Genomic DNA, 23000 nt, shown 5'->3' on the forward strand with positions numbered 1-23000 from the left:
CGTTTCGAGCGAGACCTTTCGATCCATGAAGATGCGCCTTTCCGTTCTTTCCTTCGCCGCCGCTGCCGGCGCCCTGGCCGGTGCCGCCGCCGCGCAGGCCCAGACCGCGTTTCCCGCCACGCTCGCCGGCCACGCCGTGCTGCCCGCACAGAGCTTCGTCGCCGTGCCCAAGGACGCGCCGGCCGACTTGCGGCTGAGCGGCAAGTTCACCTCGGGCAAGCGCGTGGAAGCGTCGGGCACGGTCGAGGGCCTGTCGGGCGGCCGCGGCACGGGCGTGTCGCTGCCGTTCCAGGGCCAGCCGCTGCAGGGTCACTCGGGCATCAAGAAGATGGACGATGGCTCGTTCTGGGTGCTCACCGACAACGGGGCCGGCGCCAAGGCCAATTCGCCCGACTTCATGCTCTACCTGAACCGCTACAAGGTGGATTTCGCGAGCGGCAGGTTCGATCGCCTCGACACGGTCTTCCTGCACGATCCCGACAAGAAGGTGCCGTTCCGCATCGTCCATGAAGGCACGAAGCAGCGCTACCTCACGGGCTCGGACTTCGACCCCGAGAGCTTCCAGTTCGCGGGCGGCGCGCTGTGGATCGGCGACGAGTTCGGCCCGTTCCTGATCAAGGCCGACCTGAAGGGCAAGGTGCTCGCGGTGTTCGACACCCAGGTCGGCGGCAAGGCCGTGCGCTCGCCCGACCATCCGGCCGTCACCACGCCCGGCGCGCCGGGCGGCGCGGTCGATTTTCAGGTCAGGCGCTCGAAGGGCTTCGAGGGCATGGCCGCGTCGAAGGACGGTACCAAGCTCTATGCGCTGCTCGAAGGGCCGGTGTGGAATGCCGAAGCCAAGGACTACGAGCGCGTCGACGGCAAGGAGGCGCTGCGCGTGTTGGAGTTCGACGTGGCGAGCGAGAAATGGACCGGGCGCCACTGGCACTACGTGCTCGAGGCGAACGGCCACGCCATCGGCGACTTCAACATGATCGATGGCACCACCGGCCTGGTCATCGAGCGCGACAACGGCGAAGGTACGGCCGACAAGGCCTGCCCCGAAGGCCAGAAGCGCAGCGACTGCTTCCACGACCTCGCGAAGTTCAAGCGCGTCTACAAGATCGAGATGGGCGACGCAAACGTGGGCGCCGCGGTGCGCAAGATCGGCTACATCGACCTGCTGAACATCGCCGACCCCGCCAAGCGCGCGCGCAAGCCGCTCAACGACGGCGTGCTCAAGTTCCCGTTCTTCACCATCGAGAACGTCGACGTGGTCGATGCGACGCACATCGTGGTCGGCAACGACAACAACTTGCCGTTCTCGAGCAGCCGCGAGCCGAACAAGGCCGACGACAACGAGCTGGTGCTGCTCGAGGCGGGGGCGCTGCTGCAGGCCAAGTAGCAGCGGCACGCGCCCTCAGCCGCGCATCAGCGCCTCGATCTCGTCGGCCTTCACCGGCACCCCGCGCGTGATGAGCTCGCAGGCGGTGTCGGTGACGATCGCGTCGTCCTCGATGCGGATGCCGATGTGGTGGAACTGCTCGGGCACGCCCTCGCCCGGGCGCACATAGATGCCGGGTTCGAGCGTCAGCACCATGCCTGGGCGCAGGATGCGGCTCGGGCGGTTCTTGATGACTTCGTTCGACAGCGGGTCCTTGCGCTCGCTCACCTCGCCGACCTGCGTCGGCTCGACATAGCTGCCGCAGTCGTGCACGTCCATGCCGAGCCAGTGGCCGGTGCGGTGCATGTAGAACTGGAAGTACGCGCGCTTGTCGATCACGTCGTCGACGCTGCCGACCTTGTTGGCATCGAGCAGCCCGAGGTCGAGCATGCCTTGCGAGAGCACGCGCACGGCCGCATCGTGCGGATCGTTGAAACGGTTGCCGGCCTTGGTGGCCGCTACCGAGGCGTCCTGGCTCGCGAGCACCAGGTCGTAGAGAGCGCGCTGCGGCCCGCTGAACCTGCCATCGGCCGGGAAGGTGCGCGTGATGTCGCTCGCATAGCCGTCGAGTTCGCAGCCCGCGTCGATCAGCACCAGCTCGCCGGCGCGCACCGGTGCGGCGTCGGCGCGGTAGTGCAGCACGCAGGCATTGGCGCCCGCGGCCACGATCGAGCCATAGGCCGGGTACTGCGAACCGCCAAGCCGAAATGCGTGCAGCAGCTCGGCGTCGAGGTGGTATTCGCGCACGTCCTTGCCCTCGCGCAGCATGCGCGCCGACAGCTGCATCGCGCGCACGTGCGCGTGGGCGCTGATGTCTGCGGCGCGGCGCATGATGTCCTGCTCGTGCGCGTCCTTCACGAGCCGCATCTCGTCGAGCGGGCTGCAGAGGTCGCGCTGCGCGTCGGGGCACAGCGCGCCGAAGCGCACGCGCGCGCGCACCGACTGCAGCCAGCCGTCGATGCGGGTTTCCAGGCCCTGGTGGGTGGCGAACGGGTACCAGACGACGTCGCGGTTCTCGAGCAGCTTCGGCAGCCGGGCGTCGAGCTCGCCGACCGAGAGGGCCGCGTCCACGCCGAGCGCTTCGGGCGCGGCCTCGGGGCCGAGGCGGTAGCCGTCCCAGATTTCGCGCTCCAGGTCTTTGGGCGCGCAGAACAGCGTCGCGCGGCCGTCGCCAGCCAGCACCAGCCAGGCGTTCGGCTCGGTGAAGCCGGTCAGGTAATAGAAGTAGCTGTCGTGACGGAACAGGAAGTCGCTGTCGCGGTTGCGCTGGCGCTCGGGCGCGGTCGGCACGATGGCAATGCCGTCCTTGCCGAGCTGCGAGGCGAGGCGCGCGCGGCGCTCGGCGTAGATATGGCGTTCTGCTGGGGTCATGTTGGCGTGTTCAGTTGAAGAAGCCGCTCCGGCGTGCCCACGTCGGTCCAGGGGCCGGTGTGGAGTTCGGCGCTCACGCATTCATTGTCCATCGCGGCGCGCAGGATCGGCGCCAGCGGGGCTTTGGCGCCTTGGGGGTTGCCCGGCGGAATGTCGCAATAGGGCGGCGCGAACAGCGCGCGGCGGTAGAGGCCGATGGTCGAGAAGGTGTATTTTTTTTCGCTCGCCTGGTTCAGCGCGAGCCCGTCGGCCGAAAGCCCGAAATCCCCGCGCGGGTTGTGCGGCGGGTTCGGCACCAGCCACAGGTGGGCGAGCTTGCCACTGGCCGCGAAGCGGTCGACCACCGCCTGCTCGAACACGAAGCCGGGCGCGAACACGTCGCCCGCCGCGACCCAGAAGATGTCGCCGAGCAGCGGCAGCGCGCGCACGATGCCGCCGGCGGTCTCGAGCGCACCGCCGAAGTCACGGCCCTCGTCGGAGTAGGCGATCGTCAGCGCGCCATGCCCTTCGAGCACGGGCCGCGGTCCGAAGCGGCGCACGATCTGCTCGCCGAGCCAGGCCGTGTTGACCACCAGATCGGTGAAGCCACCGGCTGCCAGCGCCTCCATGGGCCACTGCATCAGCGGCTTGCCCTGCACTTCGAGCAGCGGCTTGGGGCACGCGTCGGTGAGCGGGCGCATCCGTTCGCCGCGGCCCGCCGCGAGGATCATCGCCTTGGCGCTCACGGCCCGACCCGTCCGCGCTGTAGTGCATTGCGTTCGCTGCGCGCAGGCTGGAATAGCGCCACCAGGCAGTCCATCAGCGCCTGCGCCTTGGCGGAATGGTCGGCACCGAAGTTGCACACGTACACGTCGAGCGTGACGCCGCGCAGCTCGGGCCAGGTGTGCAGGCACAGGTGCGATTCGGCCAGCAGCACCGTGGCGGTGACGCCGCCCGGCCCCTGCGGCGTGGCCGGGAAGCCGTGCACCAGCTGCCCGACCGGCTGCAGCCCGGCGGCCTCGACGGCCTTGACGCAGACGGCGCCGAGCGCCTCCTTGTCGGTCAGCCACTGCATCGCGCATTGGCAGTCGTGGAGGTCGGCGGTGAGGTGCAGCCCGTGCATGGGGGCAACTCTAGCAGTCCGCGCCACCCGCGCCGGCACGTAAACCGCGTCCGCAGGGTCCCCGGTGCCTGGTCGGGTGTTCGACCGCTGCCGGAGGCGGTCCGGGCAGGCCCGGTAAAATCGCGGGTTCTCCCCAATCCACACACCCGAAAGTCCAACGCCCATGGCAAACCAAGCCCTGATGGCCAACGCGATCCGCGCGCTGGCCATGGATGCCGTCCAACAAGCAAACTCCGGCCATCCGGGCGCACCGATGGGCATGGCCGAGATGGCCGTCGCACTCTGGGGCGAGCACCTGCGCTACAACCCCGCGAACCCGCACTGGTTCGACCGCGACCGCTTCGTGCTCTCGAACGGCCACGCCTCGATGCTGCTCTACGCGGTGCTGCACCTGTCGGGCTACGACCTGCCGATCGACGAGATCAGGAACTTCCGCCAGCTGCACAGCAAGACCGCGGGCCACCCCGAGGTCGACGTGACCCCCGGCGTCGAGACCACCACCGGCCCGCTGGGCCAGGGCATCACCAATGCCGTGGGCTTCGCGCTGGCCGAGAAGCTGCTCGCGGCCGAGTTCAACCGCAAGGACCACGCGGTCGTCGACCACCATACCTACGCCTTCCTGGGCGACGGCTGCATGATGGAAGGCATCAGCCACGAAGCCTGCGCGCTCGCGGGCGCCTGGCACCTGAACAAGCTGATCGCGCTGTACGACGACAACGGCATCAGCATCGACGGACAGGTCAAGCCCTGGTTCATCGACAACACCGAAGAGCGCTTCAAGGCCTACGGATGGAACGTGATCGGCCCGGTCGACGGCAACGACGTCGCCGCAGTGTCGAAGGCCGTCGCCAAGGCCAAGAAGGAAGACAGCCGCCCGACGCTGATCATCTGCAAGACCACTATCGGCAAGGGCAGCCCGAACCGCGCCGGTACCGCCAAGGCGCACGGCGAGGCGCTCGGCGCCGACGAGATCAAGCTCACGCGCGAATCGCTGGGCTGGACCGCGCCGGCCTTCGAGATCCCGGCCGAGGTGTACGCCGCATGGGACCACAAGGCCGAGGGCGCCAAGGCCGAAGCCGCCTGGAACGAGCGCTTCGCCGCCTATGCCCAGGCCTACCCCGGCCTGGCCGCCGAGTTCACCCGCCGCATGAAGGGCGAGCTGCCGAAGAACTTTCATCAGGTGGCGTTCGACACCGTGGTCGCCGCCCACACCAAGGGCGAGACCGTGGCCAGCCGCAAGGCCAGCCAGCTCGCGCTCGAGGCCTTCACCGCCGCGCTGCCCGAAATGCTCGGCGGCAGCGCCGACCTCACCGGCTCGAACCTCACCAACACCCAGAGCACCGCCGCGCTGCGCTTCGACGCCAAGACCGGCGCCGTGGTCATGAGCGCGCCCGCGCAGCAGCCCAACCAGGGTGCCGAGGACGAGCCCAAGCCCGACAGCACGGCCGACAAGGTCGAGCCGCCGCACGGCGTGATCGGCCGCCACATCAACTACGGCGTGCGCGAGTTCGGCATGGCCGCCATCATGAACGGCGTGGCGCTGCACGGCGGCTTCATTCCCTATGGCGGCACCTTCCTGACGTTCAGCGACTACAGCCGCAACGCGATCCGCATGGCCGCGCTCATGAAGCGCCGCGTGGTGCACGTCTTCACGCACGATTCCATCGGCCTCGGCGAAGACGGCCCGACGCACCAGTCGATCGAGCATGCGGCATCGCTGCGGCTGATCCCGAACCTGGACGTCTGGCGCCCGGGCGACACCGCCGAGACGGCCGTGGCCTGGGCCGTGGCGCTGCAGAACCAGTCGCGCCCCACGGCGCTGCTGCTGAGCCGCCAGAACATCGCCTATGCACCCAAGGGCGACCTGGGCGACATCAGCCGCGGTGCCTACGTGCTCGCCGAGCCCGAGGCCGTCGGCCTCAAGAGCAAGAAGACTGCGGCGGTCATCATCGCCACCGGTTCCGAAGTGCAGCTCGCGCTGGCCGCGCAGAAGCTGCTTGCCGAGAAGAAGATCGCCGTGCGCGTGGTCTCGATGCCCTCGACCACCACCTTCGACCGCCAGGACCTGGCCTACAAGAAGAGCGTGCTGCCGAAGAAGCTGCCGCGCATCGCGGTCGAGATGGGCTGCACCGCCGGTTGGTGGAAGTACGGCTGCGCGGCCGTCGTCGGCATCGACAGCTATGGCGAGTCGGCGCCGGCGCCCGTGCTGTTCAAGCACTTCGGCTTCACGGCGGAGAACGTCGCGGCCACCGTGGAAGCGGCGCTGCGCGACTGATCCGGCGTTTGGCCCTCTTCTCGCCCGAACACTAGTTTTTCAACCTTAGGAGCAAATCAGATGGCAATCAAACTCGGTATCAACGGCTTCGGTCGCATCGGCCGCAACGTGCTGCGCGCGGCCGTGCAGAACTTCAAGAACGACATCGAGATCGTCGCCATCAACGACCTGCTCGAGCCCGACTACCTGGCCTACATGCTCCAGTACGACTCGGTGCACGGCCGCTTCAAGGGCGAAGTCACGGTCGAAGGCAACACGCTCGTCGTCAACGGCAAGAAGATCCGCCTCACGCAGGAGCGCGATCCGGCGCAGCTGAAGTGGAACGAAGTCGGCGCCGACATCGTGCTCGAGTCGACCGGTCTCTTCCTCACCAAGGAAACCTGCCAGAAGCACCTGGACGCAGGCGCCAAGAAGGTGATCATGTCGGCCCCGTCGAAGGACGACACCCCGATGTTCGTCTACGGCGTGAACGACAAGAAGTACGCCGGCGAGGCGATCGTCAGCAACGCCAGCTGCACCACCAACTGCCTGGCACCGCTCGCCAAGGTGCTGAACGACAAGTGGGGCATCAAGCGCGGCCTGATGACCACCGTGCACGCCGCCACCGCCACGCAGAAGACCGTGGACGGCCCGAGCAACAAGGACTGGCGCGGCGGCCGCGGCATTCTCGAGAACATCATCCCCTCGAGCACCGGCGCCGCCAAGGCCGTGGGCGTGGTGATCCCCGAGCTCAACAAGAAGCTCACGGGCATGAGCTTCCGCGTGCCGACCTCCGACGTGTCGGTGGTCGATCTGACGGTCGAGCTCGAGAAGGAAGCTACCTACAAGGAAATCTGCGCCGAGATGAAGTCGCAGAGCGAAGGCGCGCTCAAGGGCGTGCTGGGCTACACCGAGGACAAGGTGGTGGCCACCGACTTCCGCGGCGACCCGCGCACCTCGATCTTCGATGCCGAAGCCGGCATTGCGCTCGACAGCACTTTCGTGAAGCTCGTGAGCTGGTATGACAACGAATGGGGCTACTCGAACAAGTGCCTGGAGATGGTGAAGGTCGTGTCGAAGTAAGGCTTCGCGGCTTCAATGAAAAACGCGCCCGAGGGCGCGTTTTCTTATGGCGAATGACGCAGCGACTCAGCGCAGCTTCTCGTTCCTGCGGATCTCGCTGCTCAGTTGCGACGTGAGTCGGGTTGCGGCGCGTCGCGCGGCGAGTCCGTAGTCGCCCTTGAATTCGCCGAATTCTGCCGTGCCGTTGCCGACCGCACGCACGCGCGCGACCTCTGCGCCCGCCGCGTCGCTCACGAGACAGTTCACTTCCGCGGTGAACGACGTCGGCGGCCAGGTGAGCCAGGACGACGAACTCGAGTCGGTCTTGATCTGCGGCGTGAACACCAGCGAGATGCCGGCGGCCTCGTTCGCCTTGGCATCGCCCGCGGTGCGCAGCACCACCACGTCGCGGTAGACCGCGCGCAGCGCATCGCGGATCGACTTCTCGAGGTCGCGGTAGGGGTAATAGCTCACCCGGTCGCCGCTGCCGCCCGCGGTGGTCACCTGCTGGTCGCGCTGGGCGTCGGTCATGACGTAAGCGACTTTCTTCGGTACGAGGTGCGCCACCGATCGCGGCGGCGCCGTCTCGGTGATCATGGTGATCGGATGGGAACAGGCCCCGAGCAGCGAGGCCATGGCGCCGGCCAGCAGAAGGCGGACGATGGCCCGAAGGAATGATGGCATGGTGCGGCTTGCTCCAGTGTCAGGGCGCGATGGCCGCGATGAACTGCGGGTCGGCATACACCTCGCGCAGCAGGGCCCGAACGAGCCTTGGATAGGCCGCCTGCCCCGCAGGCACCGCCACGATGTTGGCGTAGCTCGAATCGAAGGCGATCTCGCCCCGGTAGGTCTTGCGCAGCCGCTGCGCCGCTGCGCGCGAGACCACGATCTCCACGTCCATGCGGCCGGTGCCGTTGATCACGCCGAGGTCGAGTTCGTTGACCAGCAGGCGCGCCGCGATCCGCGTCGGCGCCTTGGGGTCGTAGACCGAGATCTCTCCCAGGTCGCGGACCAGCGCGTCTTCGAGATAGCGCGCGAAGCTGCCGCTTGGCGAAAGAAGCCTTGCACGCCGCAGCGCCAGGCTGTTGACGCTCGCGTTCGGATCGGTGGGCTGTACCCTTGCCACGGCCACCGCGCCCGGACGCGTGGCTTCGAGCCGGTCGAGCGCTTCGTAGTCGGCCGCATAGGGTGGCGCGGAAAGTTGGGCGCAGCCCGATGCCAGCAGCGCCGCGGCCAGCAGCCAGCGGCGCGTCCTGAAGATCGCCATGTCCTGATTCCCTCTTCGTGATGCCTGCTCCCGGCGCGAGGGTAGCAGGCATTGCGCCGCCTGCGAAGCCGGCTTCAGGCCGGCTCGAGCACGTGGATCAGCTTGCTCGCGACCAGCTCCTTGGTCTTCTCGCCATGGGCCTTCATGTGGGGCGCCACGGCATGCGCCTGCAGGTGGGCCAGCGTTTCCCACTTCTCGATCACGACGAAGGTATCGGGGCCGAAGCTCGCCTTCGAGGCCGGGATGCCCTGCGCGTCGATGGTGGCGCCGTATTCGATGCAGCCCGCCTCGGCCAGCACCGCTTCGCGGTTGGCGGCAAAGGCCTCGAGCAGTTGCGCGCGCTGGCCGGGCTTGGCGGTGATGACGGCGACGACGTGGATCATGAAAAAGGCTCCGTAGATGGTGGTGTTCTGGAACCGCCAAATCTACGAGATCGGCCGGCCCGGCGCCGGTCCCGTGCGTGACCCTGCTTCGCGCGCAGGCCGCGCGTCAACGGTCCGCCGCATCCTTCCACAGGTGCACCAGTGCCTCTGGCGCCTCGGCCTCGGGCACCTCGAAGCTGACCGAACTCGAGTGCATGGCACTGCTGCTGCTGCCTTGCACCAGCACTTCCACGCGGTAGAAGCGCTGGTCGCCGCCCGCAGCGCCCGGAGCGCTGGCAGCACCCGCGTGCGGTGCGGCGCTTTGCAACGCCGCGTCGATCTGCTGGCGCAGTTCTTCGCTGCAGTTGCCGAGCTGATAGCTGCGCGGGCGCGAAAGGCCCGGCACATAGGCCAGGCCACCCTCGCGCGTGAGGCGCACGATCGTGGCCTGGTCCAGGGGCGGAAGCTGAATCATGATGCGGTGACTCCCACGGTGTTCCATGCGGCGCCCACGGCCTGGTGAGCCGCGCTGCCGGCGCCGAAGCGCGTCGCGGCATTGTCCAGCGTCAGCTGGGCGAAGGCCGCAAAGTCGGCATCGCGGCGCAGCCGCCGGTCGCACACGGTGTCGTACCAGACCCGGCCCGCGCTCTCCCAGGCCATGCCCTGCAGCGCCGTGGCGGCAAGATGGAAGGCGCGGTTCGGAATGCCGGAATTGATGTGCACGCCGCCATTGTCCTGCCGCGTGGCGACGAAGTCGCGCATGTGGGCGGGCTGTGGGTCCTTGCCCAGCACTGGGTCGTCGTAGGCGGTGCCCGGCTCGGCCATCGAACGCAGCGCGCGGGCCTGCACCTTGTCGGTAAAGAGCCCGGCGCCCACGAGCCAGTCGGCCTGCTGCGCGGTCTGCTGCAGCAGGTACTGCTTGACCAGCACGCCGAAGACGTCGCAGACCGATTCGTTGAGCGCGCCCGACTGGCCCTCGTAGCGCAACGCCGACTCGTGGTCGATGACGCCGTGCGTGAGCTCGTGGCCGATGATGTCCACCGCGATGGTGAAGCGGTTCATGACCTCGCCGTCGCCGTCGCCGAACACCATCTGCCGCCCGTTCCAGAACGCGTTGTCGTAGTCGACACCGTAATGGACGCTGCCGACGAGCGGCAGGCCGGCGCCGTCGATGGAATCGCGCGCGTAGATCTCGCGGTACAGGCGGTAGGTGGCGCCGAGGTGGTCGTAGGCCTCGTCGGCCGCGACGTCGCCGGTGGCGGGTTGTCCTTCGGCGCGCACTAGCCGGCCCGGCAGGTCCATGGTGTGCCCCACATCGTGGATCGCGCGCTCGGGTGCATCGCGCCGCACGTAGCCCGGCGCCGGGCCCGACGACAGCGTGTGCGAAGCCACCGCCTCGCGCAGCCCGCGGTGCTCGCGGTCGATCATCAGCGTCTGCGCCGCCCGGGCGCTCGCATGGGGGCCGGCGCGCTCGGCAAGCCGGTCGAGCAGGTACGGCGGTATGAAGCTTGGCGCGAGGATCGGCGGCGGGCGAAGCGGCATGGGTGGGTCTCCGGTGGGCCTTGTCGGCGACGCGAATGACGGTAGCAGAAAGCGTCGACCGGGATCGCTTCAGGCCTTCGGCGGCGCGCCGTGCAGATGCCGAAAGCGAAATGACGCCTGCCACAACGTTACGACTGCAACACACACTCGCCGGGACCGCGCCTTGTCGAGGCCATAGGATGGAGGGCTGTCACACCCACCGGCCTGCCCATGTTCATCGTCAGCCTCACCTACACCCGCCCGCTCGAAGAAGTCGATGCCTTGATGGACCCGCACATGGCGTGGCTCAAGAAACACTATGCGAGCGGCCTGTTCGTGGCCTCGGGCCGTCAGGTTCCGCGCACGGGCGGCGTGATCCTGGCGCGATCGGGCGACCGCGAGGCGCTCGAAGCGGTGCTCGCGCGCGACCCCTTCGTGCAGGGCGGTGTCGCGCGGATGGACGTGACCGAGTTCGTGCCGAGCATGACGGCACTCGGCGTCGAGATGCTGAAGAGCTTCTGACGCCGCCCGGCGACTGAACCTTAGTCCCCTTGCGCGCCCGGCGCTTCCTCGCGTCCGTCCGGGTGCCGCGCAAAGCGCGCGGCATCCCGGCCGTGCACCGGCGCGGAGTCGGGCCAGGGCCAGCCGCCGAACTGCGTGCGCCGGTAGTCGGCCATGGTCTGGCTGATCTCGGCCTGCGTGTTCATCACGAAGGGCCCGTACTGCACCACAGGCTCGGCAATCGGGCGGCCCTGCAGCACGAGGAATTCGCTGTCCGCCCGATCGCCGGCGGCCAGTTCCACGGCCACGTCGGCGCGCAGCTCGACTGCCGCCGGGCCCTGCACGCGCTCGCCCGCGATGTGCGCCTCGGCACCCTTGAAGAAGTACAGCATGCGCCGGGTGCCTTCGCCCGTGGCGGCCGGCAGCGTCCAGCGCGCACTGGGCGTCATCTTCACGGTCCAGATCGCGACATCGGCATCGGCCTGTGCCGCCCATGAATCAGGCGGCGGCGCGAGCGCCTCGACCGCGTCGCGACTCTCGGATGTGCTGCCGAGCCGGCCCGCGATGACCGCGACCTCGGTGCGACCACCCTTCGCGTCGTCGGACACGAGGCGCGGGATCGCGTCGGACCAGAACATCGTGAAGTGCGGCTCGGCCATCTTGTGACGTGCCGGCAGGTTGAGCCAGATCTGGAACAGCTCGAGCGGATTGGGCGCGCCCGTGTCACGCAAGGGGAACATCTCGGCATGCACGATGCCCTTGCCTGCGGTGAGCCACTGGACATCGCCGCCTCCGAAGCGCGCCGTGGCGCCCAGCGAATCGGAATGGTCGATCAAGCCCTTGCGGACGATGGTCACCGTCTCGAAGCCGCGGTGCGGATGCGCCGGAAAGCCCGGCACCGTTTCGCCGTGGTACATGCTCCAGCCGTCGGTGCGGCTGAAGTCCTGGCCGATCTGGCGGCCGGTCAGCGGCGCATCGGGGCCCATTTGCGCATTGCCCTTCGGATAGGCATCGTCGTGGTAGACGCAGAACAGGAAGGGGTCGATCGTCGCCCAGGGAAAGCCCAAGGGCTGGATCTTCACGATGGGGCTGCGGTGGTCTTTGTCGTCGGTCATGCCGGTGTTCCTTCTTGGCAAGTGGGGCATGGCCGTATCTGCCACGCCGGTCCCTTGCATGTCGGGGTGCTCGCGGCGCGCGGTAGACCCCTTTCGCGCAACGGTGAGGAGCGCGTATGGAACGATGGGCATGGCTCGGACTCCTGCGCTTCGCTTCAGGCGCCCTGCTGTGGCATCTCGGCGTTCGGGTCCATGTACACCAATTCCCAGAGGTGCCCGTCGATGTCCTGGAAACCGTGCCCGTACATGAACCCGAGGTCCTGCGGCGGGCGCGGCAGCGTGCCGCCCGCCGCCACGGCCTTGGCCACCAACTCGTCGACCTCGGCGCGGCTCTCGCACGAGAGGCACAGCAGCACCTCGGTGCTCTTGCTGGTGTCGGTGAGGCTCTTGTCCGTGAAGGTCTTGAAGAAGTCCTCGACCAGCAGCATCGCGTGGATGCTGCCCTCCTCGATGACCATGCAGGCCGCGTTCGCGTCGGTGAACTTCGGGTTGAAGCTGTAGCCGAGCGCGCCGAAGAAGGCCTTGGACTTGTCGAGGTCCTTGACGGGAAGATTCACGAAGATCTGCTTGGTGGCCATGGAGTGTTCCTTGGATCGATGAGGTGTGGATCGGATAGGGGACGGCGTGTTGTGTACACCGTCCACAAACGATAACAAAGAAAATGTACGGCGTCCACATCTATTTTCATGCGCGCCGATTTTCCGGTTCGATCACGGCAGGGCATCATGGCCGCATGGAAATCGAGTTCAAGTTCTGCATTCCCCCCGACCGCCTGAAGTCCGTCGAGGCCGCCCTGCGGCGCGGCACCGTGGCTCGCACACGGCTGCAGGCGCGCTACTTCGACACCGAAGACCAGCGGCTGGCCGCCGCGGGCATCGTGCTGCGCCTGCGCAAGGAAGGCCCGCGCTGGGTCCAGACCGCCAAGGCCACGGGCGACAACGCACTGCACCGCCTGGAGCACAACGTCGACCTCGGTACCGTCGGCGCGGGCCGTGCGGCGCCTGCGATCGATCCGCAGCGCCACCAGGGCACGCCGGTGGGCGACCGTCTCGCCGCGGTGCTGGCCGAGCGCGGCGCCACGCTGGTGGAACGCCAGTCCACTGACATCGTGCGGCTGACCCGCGACGTGCGCACGACGGGCGCCGGGGCCGCGGTGGTGGAGATGGCGCTCGACGTGGGCAAGGTCGTGGCGCATGCCGGCACGCCGATGCAGCGCGAATCGCCGGTGTGCGAACTCGAGATCGAGCTCAAGCGCGGCGACGTGCAGGGCCTGGTGGCGCTGGCACAACGGTGGTCGCAGCAGCATGGCCTTTGGTTCGGCACCGTGTCCAAGGCCGAACGCGGCGCGCGCCTGCTGGCGGGGCTCGAGCGGGTCCCGGCCGTCAAGGCCGAGGCGCCGCGCTTCGCCAGCGACGCCGCCAAGGGGATCGGCGGCCGCGCGATGCAGCAGGCCGTGGTGGCGTCCTGCCTGGCGCAGATCCTGCCCAATGCCAGCGAGATCGCGGCCGGCAGCAGCGACGAGGAGCAGGTGCATCAGCTGCGCATCGGCATCCGCCGCTTGCGCACTGCATTGCGTGAACTGGCGGAACTCGATGCGGATAGCGCAGGGTTCGATGCCGCCGCCTGGGAACCGCCGCTCGTGGCCGCCTTCCGTGCGCTCGGCACCGTGCGAGATCGCGAGCAGGTGGCGCAGCTGGCCGAGGCGCAATGGCGCGATCTGCCGACCGAAGCGCAACCGCCGGCGCTTGCGGCCCTGGGGGGCGGCGAAGGCAGCGCCGACGAATCGAACTCGCCCGGCGACGTGGTGCGCGCCCCGGCCTTCCAGTCGGTGCTGGTTTCGCTGATCGGCTTCACCGCGGCGGCGCCCGGCGACGCCGGCCTGTCCGCGGGCGATGCCCGGCGTTTTTTGCGCCAGCGGCTGCGGCGCCTGCACCGGCAGGCGGTGCGTGACGGCCGGCGCTTCGAATCCCTGCCCACCGAGGCGCAGCACCGCGTGCGCAAGCGGCTCAAGCGCCTGCGCTACCTGGCCGAGTTCGTGGCGCCGCTGTTCGAGGCGGGCAAGGCCGGGCGCTACCTCGAGCGCCTGCGCCCCGCACAGGACGCACTCGGGGCGTACAACGACGAAGCGGTGGCGCTCGCGCTCTACCGGGAGGCCGCCGACCGCGACCCGCGGGCCTGGTTCGCGGTCGGCTGGTTCAGCGCCCGCCGCGCCGCGGGGGCCAAGGCCTGCCGGAAGGCGCTCGACCGGATCGCGGATGCGCCCCGGTTCTGGAAGCGGCGGTAGTTAGCAGCCGCCGGCGACGGGCTCAGTGGTGGTGCCCGTGTGCCCCATGCACATGCCGGTGCTCGATTTCCACCGGCAGCGCCTCGCGCACATCCGTCACGGTCAGGCTGAACTTCAGCGCCTTGCCGGCCCAGGGGTGGTTGCCGTCGAGCAGCACGACGGGGCCTTTGATCTTCGTCACGGTGAACACATGCTCGCGGCCGTCGTCGAGCCGGCCCTGCAGCTGGCCGCCCACCTTCACGCCGGGCGGAAAGTCGGTCTTGGGAATGGTGCGCACCAGCGATTCCTCGCGCTGGCCGAACGCGTCCTCGGGCGCGAGGTTCAGCGTGGCCTGGAAGCCCTTTTCCTTGCCTTCGAGGGCTTCCTCGATCTTGGGCAGCGTGTTCTCGTAGCCGCCGTGCAGGTAGGCCATGGGCTCGGGGTTCGCCTCGATGAGCTTGCCCTGGGCATCGGCCACCTTGTACTTGAGCGTGACGACGGTGTCTTTTGCGATTTTCATGGTGTGCATTTTCAGTGCAAACGAGAAGGTCGTGCAGCGTGCGTCCGGCGGGCGGCTGCGCCAGAATCGCTCGCACCGCACCACTTTCGCCGCCCGCCCTGCCCGCCATGAACATCGTCGACGCCTTCCTTGCCAGCGCCTCCCGCTTCGTCGAGATCCGGCGCGACATCCACGCCCATCCCGAACTCGGCTTCGAGGAACACCGCACCGCCGAAAAGGTGGCCGGGCTGCTCGCCGAATGGGGCATCGAGGTGCACCGCGGCATCGCGGGCACCGGGCTGGTGGGCGTGCTGCGCAAGGGCACGAGCGCGCGCACGATCGGGCTGCGCGCCGACATGGACGCGCTGCCGCTCGAGGAAGCCAACGCCTTCGCCCACCGGTCCACGCACGCCGGGCGCATGCACGCCTGCGGACACGACGGCCACACGACGATGCTGCTGGCCGCGGCCTGGCATCTGTCGCAGCAGGGGCCGGATGATTTCGACGGCACGGTGCATCTCATCTTCCAGCCGGCCGAGGAGATGGGCAAGGCGGGCGCGAAGAAGATGATCGACGAGGGCCTGTTCGAGCGCTTCCCCTGCGACGCGGTGTTCGCGCTGCACAACTTTCCCGTCGGCGAGGTGGGCCGCTTCGCGCTCAACGAGGGCGCGCTGATGGCATCGAGCAACACCTACAAGGTCACGATGCAGGGCCGCGGCACGCATGCGTCGATGCCGCACACCGGCATCGATCCGGTGGCGGCGGTGGTCACGCTCGCGCAGCAGCTGCAGACCATCGTCGCGCGCACCATTCCGAGCACCGAACGTGCCCTGCTCGCGGTCACGCAGCTGCAGGGCTCCGATGCGCCGAACGTGATTCCCGACCTGGCTTCCGTCGGCGGCACCATCCGCACCTTCTCGGTCGAGGCGATCGACCGGATCGAGGCGCGCCTGCGCGAGGTCGCCGCGGGCGTGGCCGCGGCGCACGGCTGCACGGCCGACGTGTTCTTCAAGCGCTCGTCGCCGCCCGTCGTCAACCATGCGGCCGAGGCGCGTTTCGCGGCCGGCGTGATGCGCGAGGTGGTGGGCGACGACATGGTCACCGACGACTTCCCCGCCGTGATGGGCGCCGAGGACTTCGCGCACATGCTGCTGGCGCGGCCCGGCTGCTATGCCTTCCTGGGCAACGGCGACGGCGATCACCGGCTCGAGGGCCACGGGCCCGGGCCTTGCATCATCCACAACACCTCGTTCGATTTCAACGACGAGATCATCCCGATCGGTGCCAGCTACTTCGTGAAGCTGGTGCAGCGCTGGCTGCCGTCGGGCACCTGAAGAAGTTTTCCCTTCCCTTCCTGTTGATGATGAAAGCGGCCCCTCGATGAACTCCACGACTTCCCTCACCCGACGTTCTCTCGTGGCTGCCGCGGCAGCCGCCCTGGCCGTGGGCGGCGCCGGCCTCGCCCATGCGCAGCAGCGCGTGGTCCACATCGTCGTGCCTTTCGGCACCGGCGCGGTGCAGGACACGGTGGCACGTGCCTTCAACAGCGAACTGGGCGCGGCGCTCAATGCCAGCGCCGTGGTCGAGAACCGCGCGGGTGCGGGCGGCACCGTGGGCGCGGCCGTGGTGGCCAAGGCAGCGCCGAACGGCAACACGCTCGTCCTCGCGGCCGCAAGCCACCACATCGCGGGCTTCCTCTACAACAAGCTGCCGTACGACCCGCTGAAGGACTTCGCCGGCGTGGCCTACATCGGCAACGCGGGCTATGTGCTGGCGGTGGCGAGCGGGCTCAACGTGTCGAACACCGCCGACTTCATCAAGGAGGTTAAGGCCAACCCGGGCAAGTACAACTACGCGTCGGCGGGCAACGGCAGCGCCACGCACCTTGCGATGGCTTCGTTCCTCGCGAAAGCGGGTCTGCAGATGACGCACATCCCGACCAAGTCGACCGGCGAAGCGGTCAACGAGGTGCTGGCGGGCCGGGTGCAGGCGGTCATCTCCTCGAGCATCGGCGTTATGGGCTTCCAGGCCGATCAGCGCATGAAGCTGCTCGCCTCCACCGGCCAGGCGCGCAGCCCCTTCCTGCCGCAGCTGCCGACCGTGGCCGAAAGCGGCCTGCCCGGCTATGCCTTCGATTCGTGGATCGGCCTGCTGGCGCCAGCCGGCACGCCCAAGGCCGAGGTCGAGCGTCTCAACGCGGCCGCCAACAAGGTGCTGGCCGAGCCCGCGATCCAGGAGCGCTTCAAGCGCCTGGGTGTGGAGCCGCGCACGCAGACGGCCGAAGCGTTCCAGAAGCTGCTGCGCGCGGACTGGGACGCCATGGGCGCTGTGGTGAAGGCCTCGGGCGCGAAGGTCGATTGACGACCTGGCTTAGCGCGCGGCGGGCACCGCCAGCGGCGGCAGTACGCCGCGCTGGGCACGCTGGCTGAGCCAGATGCTCGCGATCACCACCAGGATGCCCACGACCTGCAGCACCGACAAGGTCTGCCCGAGCAGCGCCCAGCCGAGGATCACGGCCGTCACGGGGCTCAGGAAGGTCAACGGCGCGACGGCCGCCGATTCGAGCCGGGCCACGCCGCGGAACCAGATGATGTAGGTCACGGCGGCGCCGATCAGGCCGAGCCAGGCGAAGCCGAGCCAGTTCGTGGCCGTGAGCACGGGCAGCGGCGGCTCGAGCCAGAGCGCAAAGGGCAGCAGCAGCAGGCCGCCCGCGGTCAGTTGCCAGGCCGTGAAGGCCAGTGCCGAAACCGGCGGCTGCCAGCGGCGGCTCAGCACCGTACCGAAAGCCATCGACACCGCGGCAGCGAAGGCCGCGGCAATGCCGATCGCATCGAGCCGGGCATTCGGTGTGAGCACCAGCAATGCCACGCCACCGATGCCGACCACGGCTGCGGCCACCGACAGCGCGCGCACGGTCGCGCCGAGGAAGAAGCGCGCGAGGAACACCACGAACAGCGGCTGCACCGAGGTGATCGTCGCCGCCACGCCGCCCGGCAGGCGGTAGGCGGCAAGGAACAGCATCGCCCAGAGGATCGAGAAGTTCAGCGCGCCCAGCACCGCAATGCGGCCCCACCAGGCGCGCTCGGGCAGCTGGCGCACGATCAAAAGCAACAGCAGCCCCGCCGGCAGCGCCCGCAGCAGCGCGACCGTGAGCGGATAGTTCGCGGGCAGCATCTCTGTGGTCACCACATAGGTGCTGCCCCAGATGGCGGGTGCGGTCGCGGTGAGCAGGACGTCGGTGGTGCGGCGGGTCATCGGCTCGACTGTAGCCAGATGTCGAAGACCGGGCGCTGGCCCGGCCTGCTCAGCTGTCGGGCGCGGCGGTCGGCGCGGGTGCCGGCCAGCCGAGCAGCTCGGCCAGGCGCTGCACGGTCCACTCGGCCTCGGCAGGCGAGACGCCGGCCTCGGGCGTCGAAAGCCCCGCATGGATGCGCCGCAGGATCTCGCTCTCGACCGGCACCTCGGTGTGGTGCTGGATCTGCGCGTGCGCTACCAGGTGGCTGGCGAGGTCCTCGCAGACTTCGTAGCGCTCGCGCACCACCCCGATCGGCGCCAGCAGCCGTTGCCGTGCATCGCTGTAGACCGCGAAGAACGAAGGCGGAATGAAGATCTGGTTGTCGTCGGACATCGAAGGCCTGGCAATGCAGTGGCTGCTGCGGTGGCTTGCAATGACAAAACGCGCCCGCGGGCGCGTTCGTCGTTCGTGGCCGGCTGCAGTTGCTGCGAGCCGGCCGCGCAAGCGGGTCAGCCGCCCTTCTTGGCGCGCTTGCCGGGGTTCTTCTTGCTGCGCGTGGCGGTGCCGCGTTCGAGGCTGACCTTCTGGCCGCCACCGGTCCTGGGCAGGGCGTAGCCGGCCAGTGGCGTCGGCTTCGGGCTGGCAATGCGGTCGGCTTCGGTGCGAATTTTCTTGGGCATGGAAAAGCTCGGATAAAAAAGTGGATGTTCGAGGCGCAATTAGGCCACAGCGGGGATTTTGCCTGCCAGAAGCCGAAGCAGCGGCTGTGACAGGGCTTGTTTCTCTCTAGAGTTCGAGCAGGCGCACCTTCACGCTCTTGCCTTTCACGCGCCCGCCCGCGAGCTTGCGCGCCGCCTCGGCCGCGATCTCGCGTGCCACGGCCACATAGGTCGAGAACTCGTTGACGTTGATCTTGCCGATCTGCTCTTTCGCATAGCCGCAGTCGCCGGTGAGCGCGCCCAACACGTCGCCGGCGCGGATCTTTTCCTTGCGGCCGCCGACGATCTGCAGCGTGGCCATCGGCGGCGAAAGCGGCGCACCCTGGCCCGGCGTGAGCTCGGCCAACGGATGCCATTCGGATTCGCGGCCTTGCAGCTGCTCGATCTTGCCGACGCTGCCCATCTCGTTCATGCTCGCCAGGTTCAGCGCGAGGCCTTCGGCGCCGCCCTGCTGGCCGACGCGGCCGGTGCGGCCGATGCGGTGGATGTGGATCTCGGCATCGGGCGTCACGTCGACGTTGATCACGGCCTCGAGCTGCGCGATGTCGAGCCCGCGCGCGGCGACGTCGGTGGCCACCAGCACCGAGCAGCTGCGGTTGGCGAACTGCACCAGCACCTGGTCGCGCTCGCGCTGCTCGAGTTCGCCGAACAGCGCCAGCGCGCTGAAGCCTTGGGCCTGCAGCACCTGCACGAGGTCGCGGCACTGCTGCTTGGTGTTGCAGAACGCCAGCGTGCTGGCCGGGCGGAAATGATCGAGCAGCAGGCCGACGGCATGCAGCCGTTCGCTGTCCTTCACCTGGTACCAGCGCTGGCGGATCTTGCTGCCCTCATGCTGGGCCTGCACCGTGATCTGCTGCGGGCTCTTCATGAACTGCTGCGCGAGCTTGGCGATGCCTTCGGGATATGTCGCCGAGAACAGCAGCGTCTGCCGCTCCTTCGGGCACTGGCGCGCGACCTTGACGATGTCCTCGAAGAAGCCCATGTCGAGCATGCGGTCGGCTTCGTCGAGCACCAGGGTGTTGAGCCCGGCGAGGTCGAGGTTGCCGCGCTCGAGGTGGTCCATGATCCGGCCCGGCGTGCCCACGACGATGTGCGCGCCGTGTTCCAGGCTCGCGATCTGCCCGCGCAGCGCCACGCCACCGCAGAGCGTGACGACCTTGATGTTCTCTTCGGCGCGCGCAAGACGGCGGATCTCGGTCGTGACCTGGTCGGCCAGCTCACGCGTCGGGCACAGCACCATCGCCTGCACCGCGAAGCGGCGCGCGTTGAGGTTGGCGAGCAGCGCCAGCGCGAAGGCCGCGGTCTTGCCGCTGCCGGTCTTGGCCTGCGCGATCAGGTCCTGGCCGAGCAGCGCCGGCGGCAGGCTGGCCGCCTGGATCGGCGTCATCTGCAGATAGCCGAGCTGCATGAGGTTGGCCAGCATCTGCGGCGAGAGCGGCAGTGTGGCGAAGCCGGTCTTGTCGGCCGGGGGGCCGCTGGCTGGGGAATCGTGGGGGGTCATCGTGCGGCAGCCGAATAGGTTCGCAAAAAAGCAAAAGGCCTTGCCGCGCGCCCGAGGCCGGGCGCCGCAAGGCCCAATGGCTCGTCGCGGATCAGCGGCGAGGGCCGTTGTTGCCGGAGGTCGGCGGGGGGCCGCGGCGCTCCAGGTGACGGAAGGTGATGCGGCCCTTGGTCAGGTCGTAGGGCGAGAGTTCGAGCGAGACCTTGTCGCCCGCCAGGATGCGGATGTGGTGCTTGCGCATCTTGCCGCCGCTGTAGGCGATCAGCTGGTGGCCGTTGTCGAGCGTGACACGGTAGCGCGAGTCGGGCAGGACTTCGGTCACTGCGCCGTTCATTTCGATGAGTTCTTCCTTGGGCATTGTGCGATTACCTCTGAGTCGTCCGATAAGTGTGTGTTGGAGATGGAATCTGGCGTCTTTGTTTCAGCCGGAGCCCGGCAGCGCGAACGCGCCGTGGCACGACTGCTTGTCTTTGCGCACTGCCGGGGCAATGCGCCATTCGCTTCAACAAGAACGAAGACAGTGGTGGCATACATGGGCGCCCGGTCTGGCGCTCCAACACACTGTGAAACCGGCCTGTCACTGATTCACTGATTTACTGAATCGTCAGTGCACAGGCTGGCGGTTGACGAATAACTCCGCCGTGGTCATCGAAACGAACCCGACATTATAGCCCGCAAGGCATGACTGTTGCTTGTCAGTCCTTGCCGAGGCCTCGCGTCGGCCGCTATCCCAGGCCCAGAACGCGCCGGTTTGCCGCCACGTCCACGCCGCCAGCGGCAAAATCGTCGAAGGCCCGATCGGCCACGCGGATGATGTGGTCGGCGATGAATTTCGCGCCCTCGCGCGCCCCGTCTTCGGGGTGCTTGATGCAGCACTCCCACTCCAGCACGGCCCAGCCCGGAAAGTCGTACTGCGCCATCTTCGAGAAGATGGCCCGGAAGTCGACTTGCCCGTCGCCCAGCGAGCGGAAGCGCCCGGCCCGGTTGATCCAGCTCTGGAAGCCGCCGTACACGCCCTGCTTGCCCGTCGGGTTGAACTCGGCATCCTTCACATGGAAGATCTTGATGCGCTCGTGGTAGTGGTCGATGTACGCGAGGTAATCGAGCTGCTGCAGCATGAAATGACTCGGGTCGTACAGCAGGCAGGCGCGCGGGTGGTTGTTCACGCGTTCCAGAAACATTTCGTAGCTCACGCCGTCGTGCAGGTCTTCGCCCGGATGGATCTCGTAGCCCACGTCGACGCCCGCCGCATCGAAGGCGTCGAGGATCGGGCGCCAGCGGCGCGCCAGCTCGTCGAAGGCCTCCTCGATCAGCCCCGGCGGGCGCGGCGGCCACGAGTAGAGGTACGGCCAGGCCAGCGCACCCGAGAAGGTCGCATGGGCGCTGAGCCCGAGGTTGGCCGACGCCTTGGCCGCGAGGTGCAGCTGCTCGACCGCCCATTGCTGGCGCCGCACCGGATCGCCGCGCACCTCGGGTGCCGCGAAGCCGTCGAAGCCCGCGTCGTAAGCGGGATGCACCGCGACCAGCTGGCCCTGCAGGTGGGTCGACAGCTCGGTGATCTCGATCGCGTGGCCCGCGAGCATGCCCTTGACCTCGTCGCAGTAGGTCCTGCTCTCGGCGGCGCGGCGCAGGTCGAACAGGCGTGCGTCCCAGCTTGGGATCTGCACGCCCTTGTAGCCCAGGCCGGCGGCCCAGCCGGCGATGGCGTCGAGCGAATTGAACGGGGCCTGGTCCCCGGCGAACTGAGCCAGGAATATGGCCGGGCCCTTGATCGTTTTCATGGCGTGTCTTCCTTCCGTGTCGTGGCGGCGTTGAAAGCATACTTGGCGTTTCGTCCGACCCGGTCCGAGAAGCTCAAGCGACACAATGGACTTTCCTTTTCGCACAGCTCGCCCCGAACGTTCCGAGATGCCCCAACCCGTCTCCGCCCGGCTGAAGATCGGCCTCTCCGCCTGCTTTTCGCACGCGGACCCTGCGCGTTCGCTGTTCACCAACAAGACGTTGCAGTATGTCGAGCAGTCCATCGCACACTGGCTCATGTCGGCCGGCGCGATGGTCGTGATGGTGCCCTGCCCCACGGGCGAGACCGCGCGTGGCGACACCAAGCTCTCGCACTACGCCGAATGGCTCGACGGCGTGGTGATGCATGGTGGCGCCGACGTCTGGCCCGGCAGCTACGGCGAGGCGCCGCTCAAGGATGCCTGGCTCGGCGACCGCCTCCGCGACCTCTATGATCTCGCGCTGGTGGAGGCCTTCGAGCAGGCCGGCAAGCCGATCTTCGGCGTCTGCCGCGGGCTGCAACTGATCAACGTGGCTTTCGGCGGCACGCTCTACCAGGACATCGAGGCGCAGCACCAGCATCCCGAGACCCGGCGGCACCGCGACCCGGTCACCTACGACCAGAATTTCCACGACATCGAGATCGTCGAGGGCACGCGGCTGTCGAAGCTCTACCCCGAGGTGCAGACCGCGCGGGTCAATAGCATCCACCACCAAGGCGTGAAGGACCTGGCGCCGGGCTTCGAGATCGAGGCCTGGAGCCTGCCCGACCGCGTGCCCGAGGCGATCCGCCGCCGCCCCGAGAAGGGGCGCAGCTACATCGCCGCCACGCAGTGGCACCCCGAATTCCACAAGTACGGCAGCACCGAGACGGTCGACGACACGCCGATCCTGCACGACTTCCTCTGGGCCTGCGCGACCGCAAAGGTGGCGCCACGCAGCGAGCCCGACAGCGGGCCCGGCCGGATCCGCGACCGTGCGGCGCGGGTGCTGCGCCAGGCGCTGCTGCGGCGCTGAGGGGCGGTC

General features: G+C 68.3%; 25 protein-coding genes. 8 read left to right on the plus strand and 17 right to left on the minus strand.

What is annotated here, in order from left to right:
- The first annotated feature begins 31 nt into the window (after nt 1-31).
- A complete protein-coding gene (locus tag AC3A6G_RS18490; protein ID WP_487861091.1) occupies nt 32-1384 on the plus strand; it encodes an esterase-like activity of phytase family protein in 1353 nt (450 codons plus the stop codon).
- A gap of 15 nt (nt 1385-1399) precedes the next feature.
- Here AC3A6G_RS18490 and AC3A6G_RS18495 read toward each other — a convergent pair whose 3' ends face one another.
- The 3 genes from AC3A6G_RS18495 to speD are packed head-to-tail and all read right to left on the minus strand — an operon-like array spanning nt 1400 to nt 3896.
- Nucleotides 1400-2794, minus strand: coding sequence for an aminopeptidase P N-terminal domain-containing protein (locus AC3A6G_RS18495; protein WP_487874273.1), 1395 nt, complete (start codon nt 2792-2794; stop codon nt 1400-1402).
- On the minus strand, nt 2791-3504 hold the full coding sequence (locus tag AC3A6G_RS18500; RefSeq protein WP_487874397.1) for a nucleotidyltransferase family protein: 714 nt from the start codon (nt 3502-3504) through the stop codon (nt 2791-2793). The genes AC3A6G_RS18495 and AC3A6G_RS18500 overlap by 4 nt, the downstream gene beginning before the upstream one ends.
- Nucleotides 3505-3515: 11 nt before the next feature.
- Nucleotides 3516-3896 (minus strand): adenosylmethionine decarboxylase, encoded by a 381-nt coding sequence (speD, locus tag AC3A6G_RS18505; RefSeq protein ID WP_487874274.1) that lies wholly within the window; start codon nt 3894-3896, stop codon nt 3516-3518.
- Nucleotides 3897-4059: 163 nt separating this feature from the next.
- On the opposite strand from speD, the gene AC3A6G_RS18510 reads away from it, so the two are divergent.
- Together AC3A6G_RS18510 and gap are read left to right on the plus strand one after the other, a co-directional pair.
- Complete coding sequence (locus tag AC3A6G_RS18510; RefSeq protein ID WP_487874275.1) at nt 4060-6171, plus strand: transketolase family protein; 2112 nt, start codon at nt 4060-4062, stop codon at nt 6169-6171.
- A gap of 60 nt (nt 6172-6231) precedes the next feature.
- Nucleotides 6232-7233 carry a type I glyceraldehyde-3-phosphate dehydrogenase gene (gene gap, locus AC3A6G_RS18515; protein ID WP_487874276.1) on the plus strand — a complete coding sequence of 334 codons (1002 nt, stop codon included), beginning with the start codon at nt 6232-6234 and terminating at the stop codon, nt 7231-7233.
- A gap of 66 nt (nt 7234-7299) precedes the next feature.
- Here the strand turns inward: gap and AC3A6G_RS18520 are convergent, their stop codons facing one another.
- The 5 genes from AC3A6G_RS18520 to AC3A6G_RS18540 all read right to left on the minus strand — a co-directional run bounded on the left by AC3A6G_RS18520 (nt 7300) and on the right by AC3A6G_RS18540 (nt 10383).
- Nucleotides 7300-7896, minus strand: coding sequence for a hypothetical protein (locus tag AC3A6G_RS18520; RefSeq protein WP_487874277.1), 597 nt, complete (start codon nt 7894-7896; stop codon nt 7300-7302).
- A 19-nt stretch (nt 7897-7915) separates the two neighbouring features.
- Nucleotides 7916-8479, minus strand: coding sequence for a hypothetical protein (locus AC3A6G_RS18525; protein ID WP_487860797.1), 564 nt, complete (start codon nt 8477-8479; stop codon nt 7916-7918).
- A 74-nt stretch (nt 8480-8553) separates the two neighbouring features.
- Entirely contained in the window at nt 8554-8862 is a 309-nt protein-coding gene (locus AC3A6G_RS18530; protein ID WP_487874278.1) for a putative quinol monooxygenase, read from the minus strand.
- Between the two features lie 106 nt (nt 8863-8968).
- Nucleotides 8969-9316: a protealysin inhibitor emfourin gene (locus AC3A6G_RS18535; protein WP_487874279.1), complete on the minus strand. Its 348-nt coding sequence runs from the start codon at nt 9314-9316 to the stop codon at nt 8969-8971.
- On the minus strand, nt 9313-10383 hold the full coding sequence (locus AC3A6G_RS18540) for a M4 family metallopeptidase (protein ID WP_487874280.1): 1071 nt from the start codon (nt 10381-10383) through the stop codon (nt 9313-9315). The genes AC3A6G_RS18535 and AC3A6G_RS18540 overlap by 4 nt, the downstream gene beginning before the upstream one ends.
- A gap of 210 nt (nt 10384-10593) precedes the next feature.
- On the opposite strand from AC3A6G_RS18540, the gene AC3A6G_RS18545 reads away from it, so the two are divergent.
- A complete protein-coding gene (locus AC3A6G_RS18545; RefSeq protein ID WP_487874281.1) occupies nt 10594-10884 on the plus strand; it encodes a YciI family protein in 291 nt (96 codons plus the stop codon).
- A 20-nt stretch (nt 10885-10904) separates the two neighbouring features.
- On the opposite strand, the gene AC3A6G_RS18550 is transcribed toward AC3A6G_RS18545, so the two are convergent.
- Nucleotides 10905-11978: a pirin family protein gene (locus tag AC3A6G_RS18550; protein ID WP_487864511.1), complete on the minus strand. Its 1074-nt coding sequence runs from the start codon at nt 11976-11978 to the stop codon at nt 10905-10907.
- A gap of 155 nt (nt 11979-12133) precedes the next feature.
- The gene (locus AC3A6G_RS18555) at nt 12134-12556 is read right to left on the minus strand and encodes a VOC family protein (RefSeq protein WP_487860803.1); all 423 of its coding nucleotides are present in this window, start codon (nt 12554-12556) and stop codon (nt 12134-12136) included.
- 155 nt (nt 12557-12711) lie between these two features.
- Here AC3A6G_RS18555 and AC3A6G_RS18560 point away from each other — a divergent pair, with 155 nt between their 5' ends.
- Nucleotides 12712-14262 (plus strand): CYTH and CHAD domain-containing protein, encoded by a 1551-nt coding sequence (locus AC3A6G_RS18560; protein WP_487874282.1) that lies wholly within the window; start codon nt 12712-12714, stop codon nt 14260-14262.
- A gap of 22 nt (nt 14263-14284) precedes the next feature.
- Here AC3A6G_RS18560 and AC3A6G_RS18565 read toward each other — a convergent pair whose 3' ends face one another.
- Nucleotides 14285-14761: an FKBP-type peptidyl-prolyl cis-trans isomerase gene (locus AC3A6G_RS18565; RefSeq protein ID WP_487860805.1), complete on the minus strand. Its 477-nt coding sequence runs from the start codon at nt 14759-14761 to the stop codon at nt 14285-14287.
- Between the two features lie 107 nt (nt 14762-14868).
- Between AC3A6G_RS18565 and AC3A6G_RS18570 the strand changes: the two genes are divergently transcribed.
- Nucleotides 14869-16074: a M20 aminoacylase family protein gene (locus tag AC3A6G_RS18570; protein ID WP_487874283.1), complete on the plus strand. Its 1206-nt coding sequence runs from the start codon at nt 14869-14871 to the stop codon at nt 16072-16074.
- A 46-nt stretch (nt 16075-16120) separates the two neighbouring features.
- Nucleotides 16121-17101, plus strand: coding sequence for a tripartite tricarboxylate transporter substrate-binding protein (locus AC3A6G_RS18575; RefSeq protein ID WP_487874284.1), 981 nt, complete (start codon nt 16121-16123; stop codon nt 17099-17101).
- 9 nt (nt 17102-17110) lie between these two features.
- On the opposite strand, the gene AC3A6G_RS18580 is transcribed toward AC3A6G_RS18575, so the two are convergent.
- From AC3A6G_RS18580 to AC3A6G_RS18605, 6 genes are all read right to left on the minus strand, one after another.
- Complete coding sequence (locus AC3A6G_RS18580; RefSeq protein ID WP_487874285.1) at nt 17111-17995, minus strand: EamA family transporter; 885 nt, start codon at nt 17993-17995, stop codon at nt 17111-17113.
- A 49-nt stretch (nt 17996-18044) separates the two neighbouring features.
- Nucleotides 18045-18368, minus strand: coding sequence for a hypothetical protein (locus AC3A6G_RS18585; RefSeq protein ID WP_487860809.1), 324 nt, complete (start codon nt 18366-18368; stop codon nt 18045-18047).
- Between the two features lie 116 nt (nt 18369-18484).
- Nucleotides 18485-18655: a hypothetical protein gene (locus AC3A6G_RS18590; RefSeq protein ID WP_487860810.1), complete on the minus strand. Its 171-nt coding sequence runs from the start codon at nt 18653-18655 to the stop codon at nt 18485-18487.
- A gap of 106 nt (nt 18656-18761) precedes the next feature.
- Nucleotides 18762-20195, minus strand: a complete 1434-nt coding sequence (gene dbpA, locus AC3A6G_RS18595; protein WP_487874286.1) for an ATP-dependent RNA helicase DbpA — start codon at nt 20193-20195, stop codon at nt 18762-18764.
- Nucleotides 20196-20286: 91 nt separating this feature from the next.
- The gene (gene infA, locus AC3A6G_RS18600; protein ID WP_487860812.1) at nt 20287-20553 is read right to left on the minus strand and encodes a translation initiation factor IF-1; all 267 of its coding nucleotides are present in this window, start codon (nt 20551-20553) and stop codon (nt 20287-20289) included.
- Nucleotides 20554-20920: 367 nt separating this feature from the next.
- The gene (locus tag AC3A6G_RS18605) at nt 20921-21976 is read right to left on the minus strand and encodes a sugar phosphate isomerase/epimerase family protein (RefSeq protein ID WP_487874287.1); all 1056 of its coding nucleotides are present in this window, start codon (nt 21974-21976) and stop codon (nt 20921-20923) included.
- A 127-nt stretch (nt 21977-22103) separates the two neighbouring features.
- Here AC3A6G_RS18605 and AC3A6G_RS18610 point away from each other — a divergent pair, with 127 nt between their 5' ends.
- Entirely contained in the window at nt 22104-22991 is an 888-nt protein-coding gene (locus tag AC3A6G_RS18610; protein WP_487874288.1) for a gamma-glutamyl-gamma-aminobutyrate hydrolase family protein, read from the plus strand.
- The last annotated feature ends 9 nt before the right edge of the window (nt 22992-23000 follow it).

The organism is Variovorax sp. Soil_C_26, assembly GCF_057657075.1.

Coding starts and splice junctions, on each gene's coding strand:
- AC3A6G_RS18490 (WP_487861091.1), top strand. CDS start 32: ATGCGCCTTTCCGTTCTTTCCTTCGCCGCCGCTGCCGGCGCCCTGGCC.
- AC3A6G_RS18495 (WP_487874273.1), bottom strand. CDS start 2,794: ATGACCCCAGCAGAACGCCATATCTACGCCGAGCGCCGCGCGCGCCTC.
- AC3A6G_RS18500 (WP_487874397.1), bottom strand. CDS start 3,504: ATGATCCTCGCGGCGGGCCGCGGCGAACGGATGCGCCCGCTCACCGAC.
- speD (WP_487874274.1), bottom strand. CDS start 3,896: ATGCACGGGCTGCACCTCACCGCCGACCTCCACGACTGCCAATGCGCG.
- AC3A6G_RS18510 (WP_487874275.1), top strand. CDS start 4,060: ATGGCAAACCAAGCCCTGATGGCCAACGCGATCCGCGCGCTGGCCATG.
- gap (WP_487874276.1), top strand. CDS start 6,232: ATGGCAATCAAACTCGGTATCAACGGCTTCGGTCGCATCGGCCGCAAC.
- AC3A6G_RS18520 (WP_487874277.1), bottom strand. CDS start 7,896: ATGCCATCATTCCTTCGGGCCATCGTCCGCCTTCTGCTGGCCGGCGCC.
- AC3A6G_RS18525 (WP_487860797.1), bottom strand. CDS start 8,479: ATGGCGATCTTCAGGACGCGCCGCTGGCTGCTGGCCGCGGCGCTGCTG.
- AC3A6G_RS18530 (WP_487874278.1), bottom strand. CDS start 8,862: ATGATCCACGTCGTCGCCGTCATCACCGCCAAGCCCGGCCAGCGCGCG.
- AC3A6G_RS18535 (WP_487874279.1), bottom strand. CDS start 9,316: ATGATTCAGCTTCCGCCCCTGGACCAGGCCACGATCGTGCGCCTCACG.
- AC3A6G_RS18540 (WP_487874280.1), bottom strand. CDS start 10,383: ATGCCGCTTCGCCCGCCGCCGATCCTCGCGCCAAGCTTCATACCGCCG.
- AC3A6G_RS18545 (WP_487874281.1), top strand. CDS start 10,594: ATGTTCATCGTCAGCCTCACCTACACCCGCCCGCTCGAAGAAGTCGAT.
- AC3A6G_RS18550 (WP_487864511.1), bottom strand. CDS start 11,978: ATGACCGACGACAAAGACCACCGCAGCCCCATCGTGAAGATCCAGCCC.
- AC3A6G_RS18555 (WP_487860803.1), bottom strand. CDS start 12,556: ATGGCCACCAAGCAGATCTTCGTGAATCTTCCCGTCAAGGACCTCGAC.
- AC3A6G_RS18560 (WP_487874282.1), top strand. CDS start 12,712: ATGGAAATCGAGTTCAAGTTCTGCATTCCCCCCGACCGCCTGAAGTCC.
- AC3A6G_RS18565 (WP_487860805.1), bottom strand. CDS start 14,761: ATGAAAATCGCAAAAGACACCGTCGTCACGCTCAAGTACAAGGTGGCC.
- AC3A6G_RS18570 (WP_487874283.1), top strand. CDS start 14,869: ATGAACATCGTCGACGCCTTCCTTGCCAGCGCCTCCCGCTTCGTCGAG.
- AC3A6G_RS18575 (WP_487874284.1), top strand. CDS start 16,121: ATGAACTCCACGACTTCCCTCACCCGACGTTCTCTCGTGGCTGCCGCG.
- AC3A6G_RS18580 (WP_487874285.1), bottom strand. CDS start 17,995: ATGACCCGCCGCACCACCGACGTCCTGCTCACCGCGACCGCACCCGCC.
- AC3A6G_RS18585 (WP_487860809.1), bottom strand. CDS start 18,368: ATGTCCGACGACAACCAGATCTTCATTCCGCCTTCGTTCTTCGCGGTC.
- AC3A6G_RS18590 (WP_487860810.1), bottom strand. CDS start 18,655: ATGCCCAAGAAAATTCGCACCGAAGCCGACCGCATTGCCAGCCCGAAG.
- dbpA (WP_487874286.1), bottom strand. CDS start 20,195: ATGACCCCCCACGATTCCCCAGCCAGCGGCCCCCCGGCCGACAAGACC.
- infA (WP_487860812.1), bottom strand. CDS start 20,553: ATGCCCAAGGAAGAACTCATCGAAATGAACGGCGCAGTGACCGAAGTC.
- AC3A6G_RS18605 (WP_487874287.1), bottom strand. CDS start 21,976: ATGAAAACGATCAAGGGCCCGGCCATATTCCTGGCTCAGTTCGCCGGG.
- AC3A6G_RS18610 (WP_487874288.1), top strand. CDS start 22,104: ATGCCCCAACCCGTCTCCGCCCGGCTGAAGATCGGCCTCTCCGCCTGC.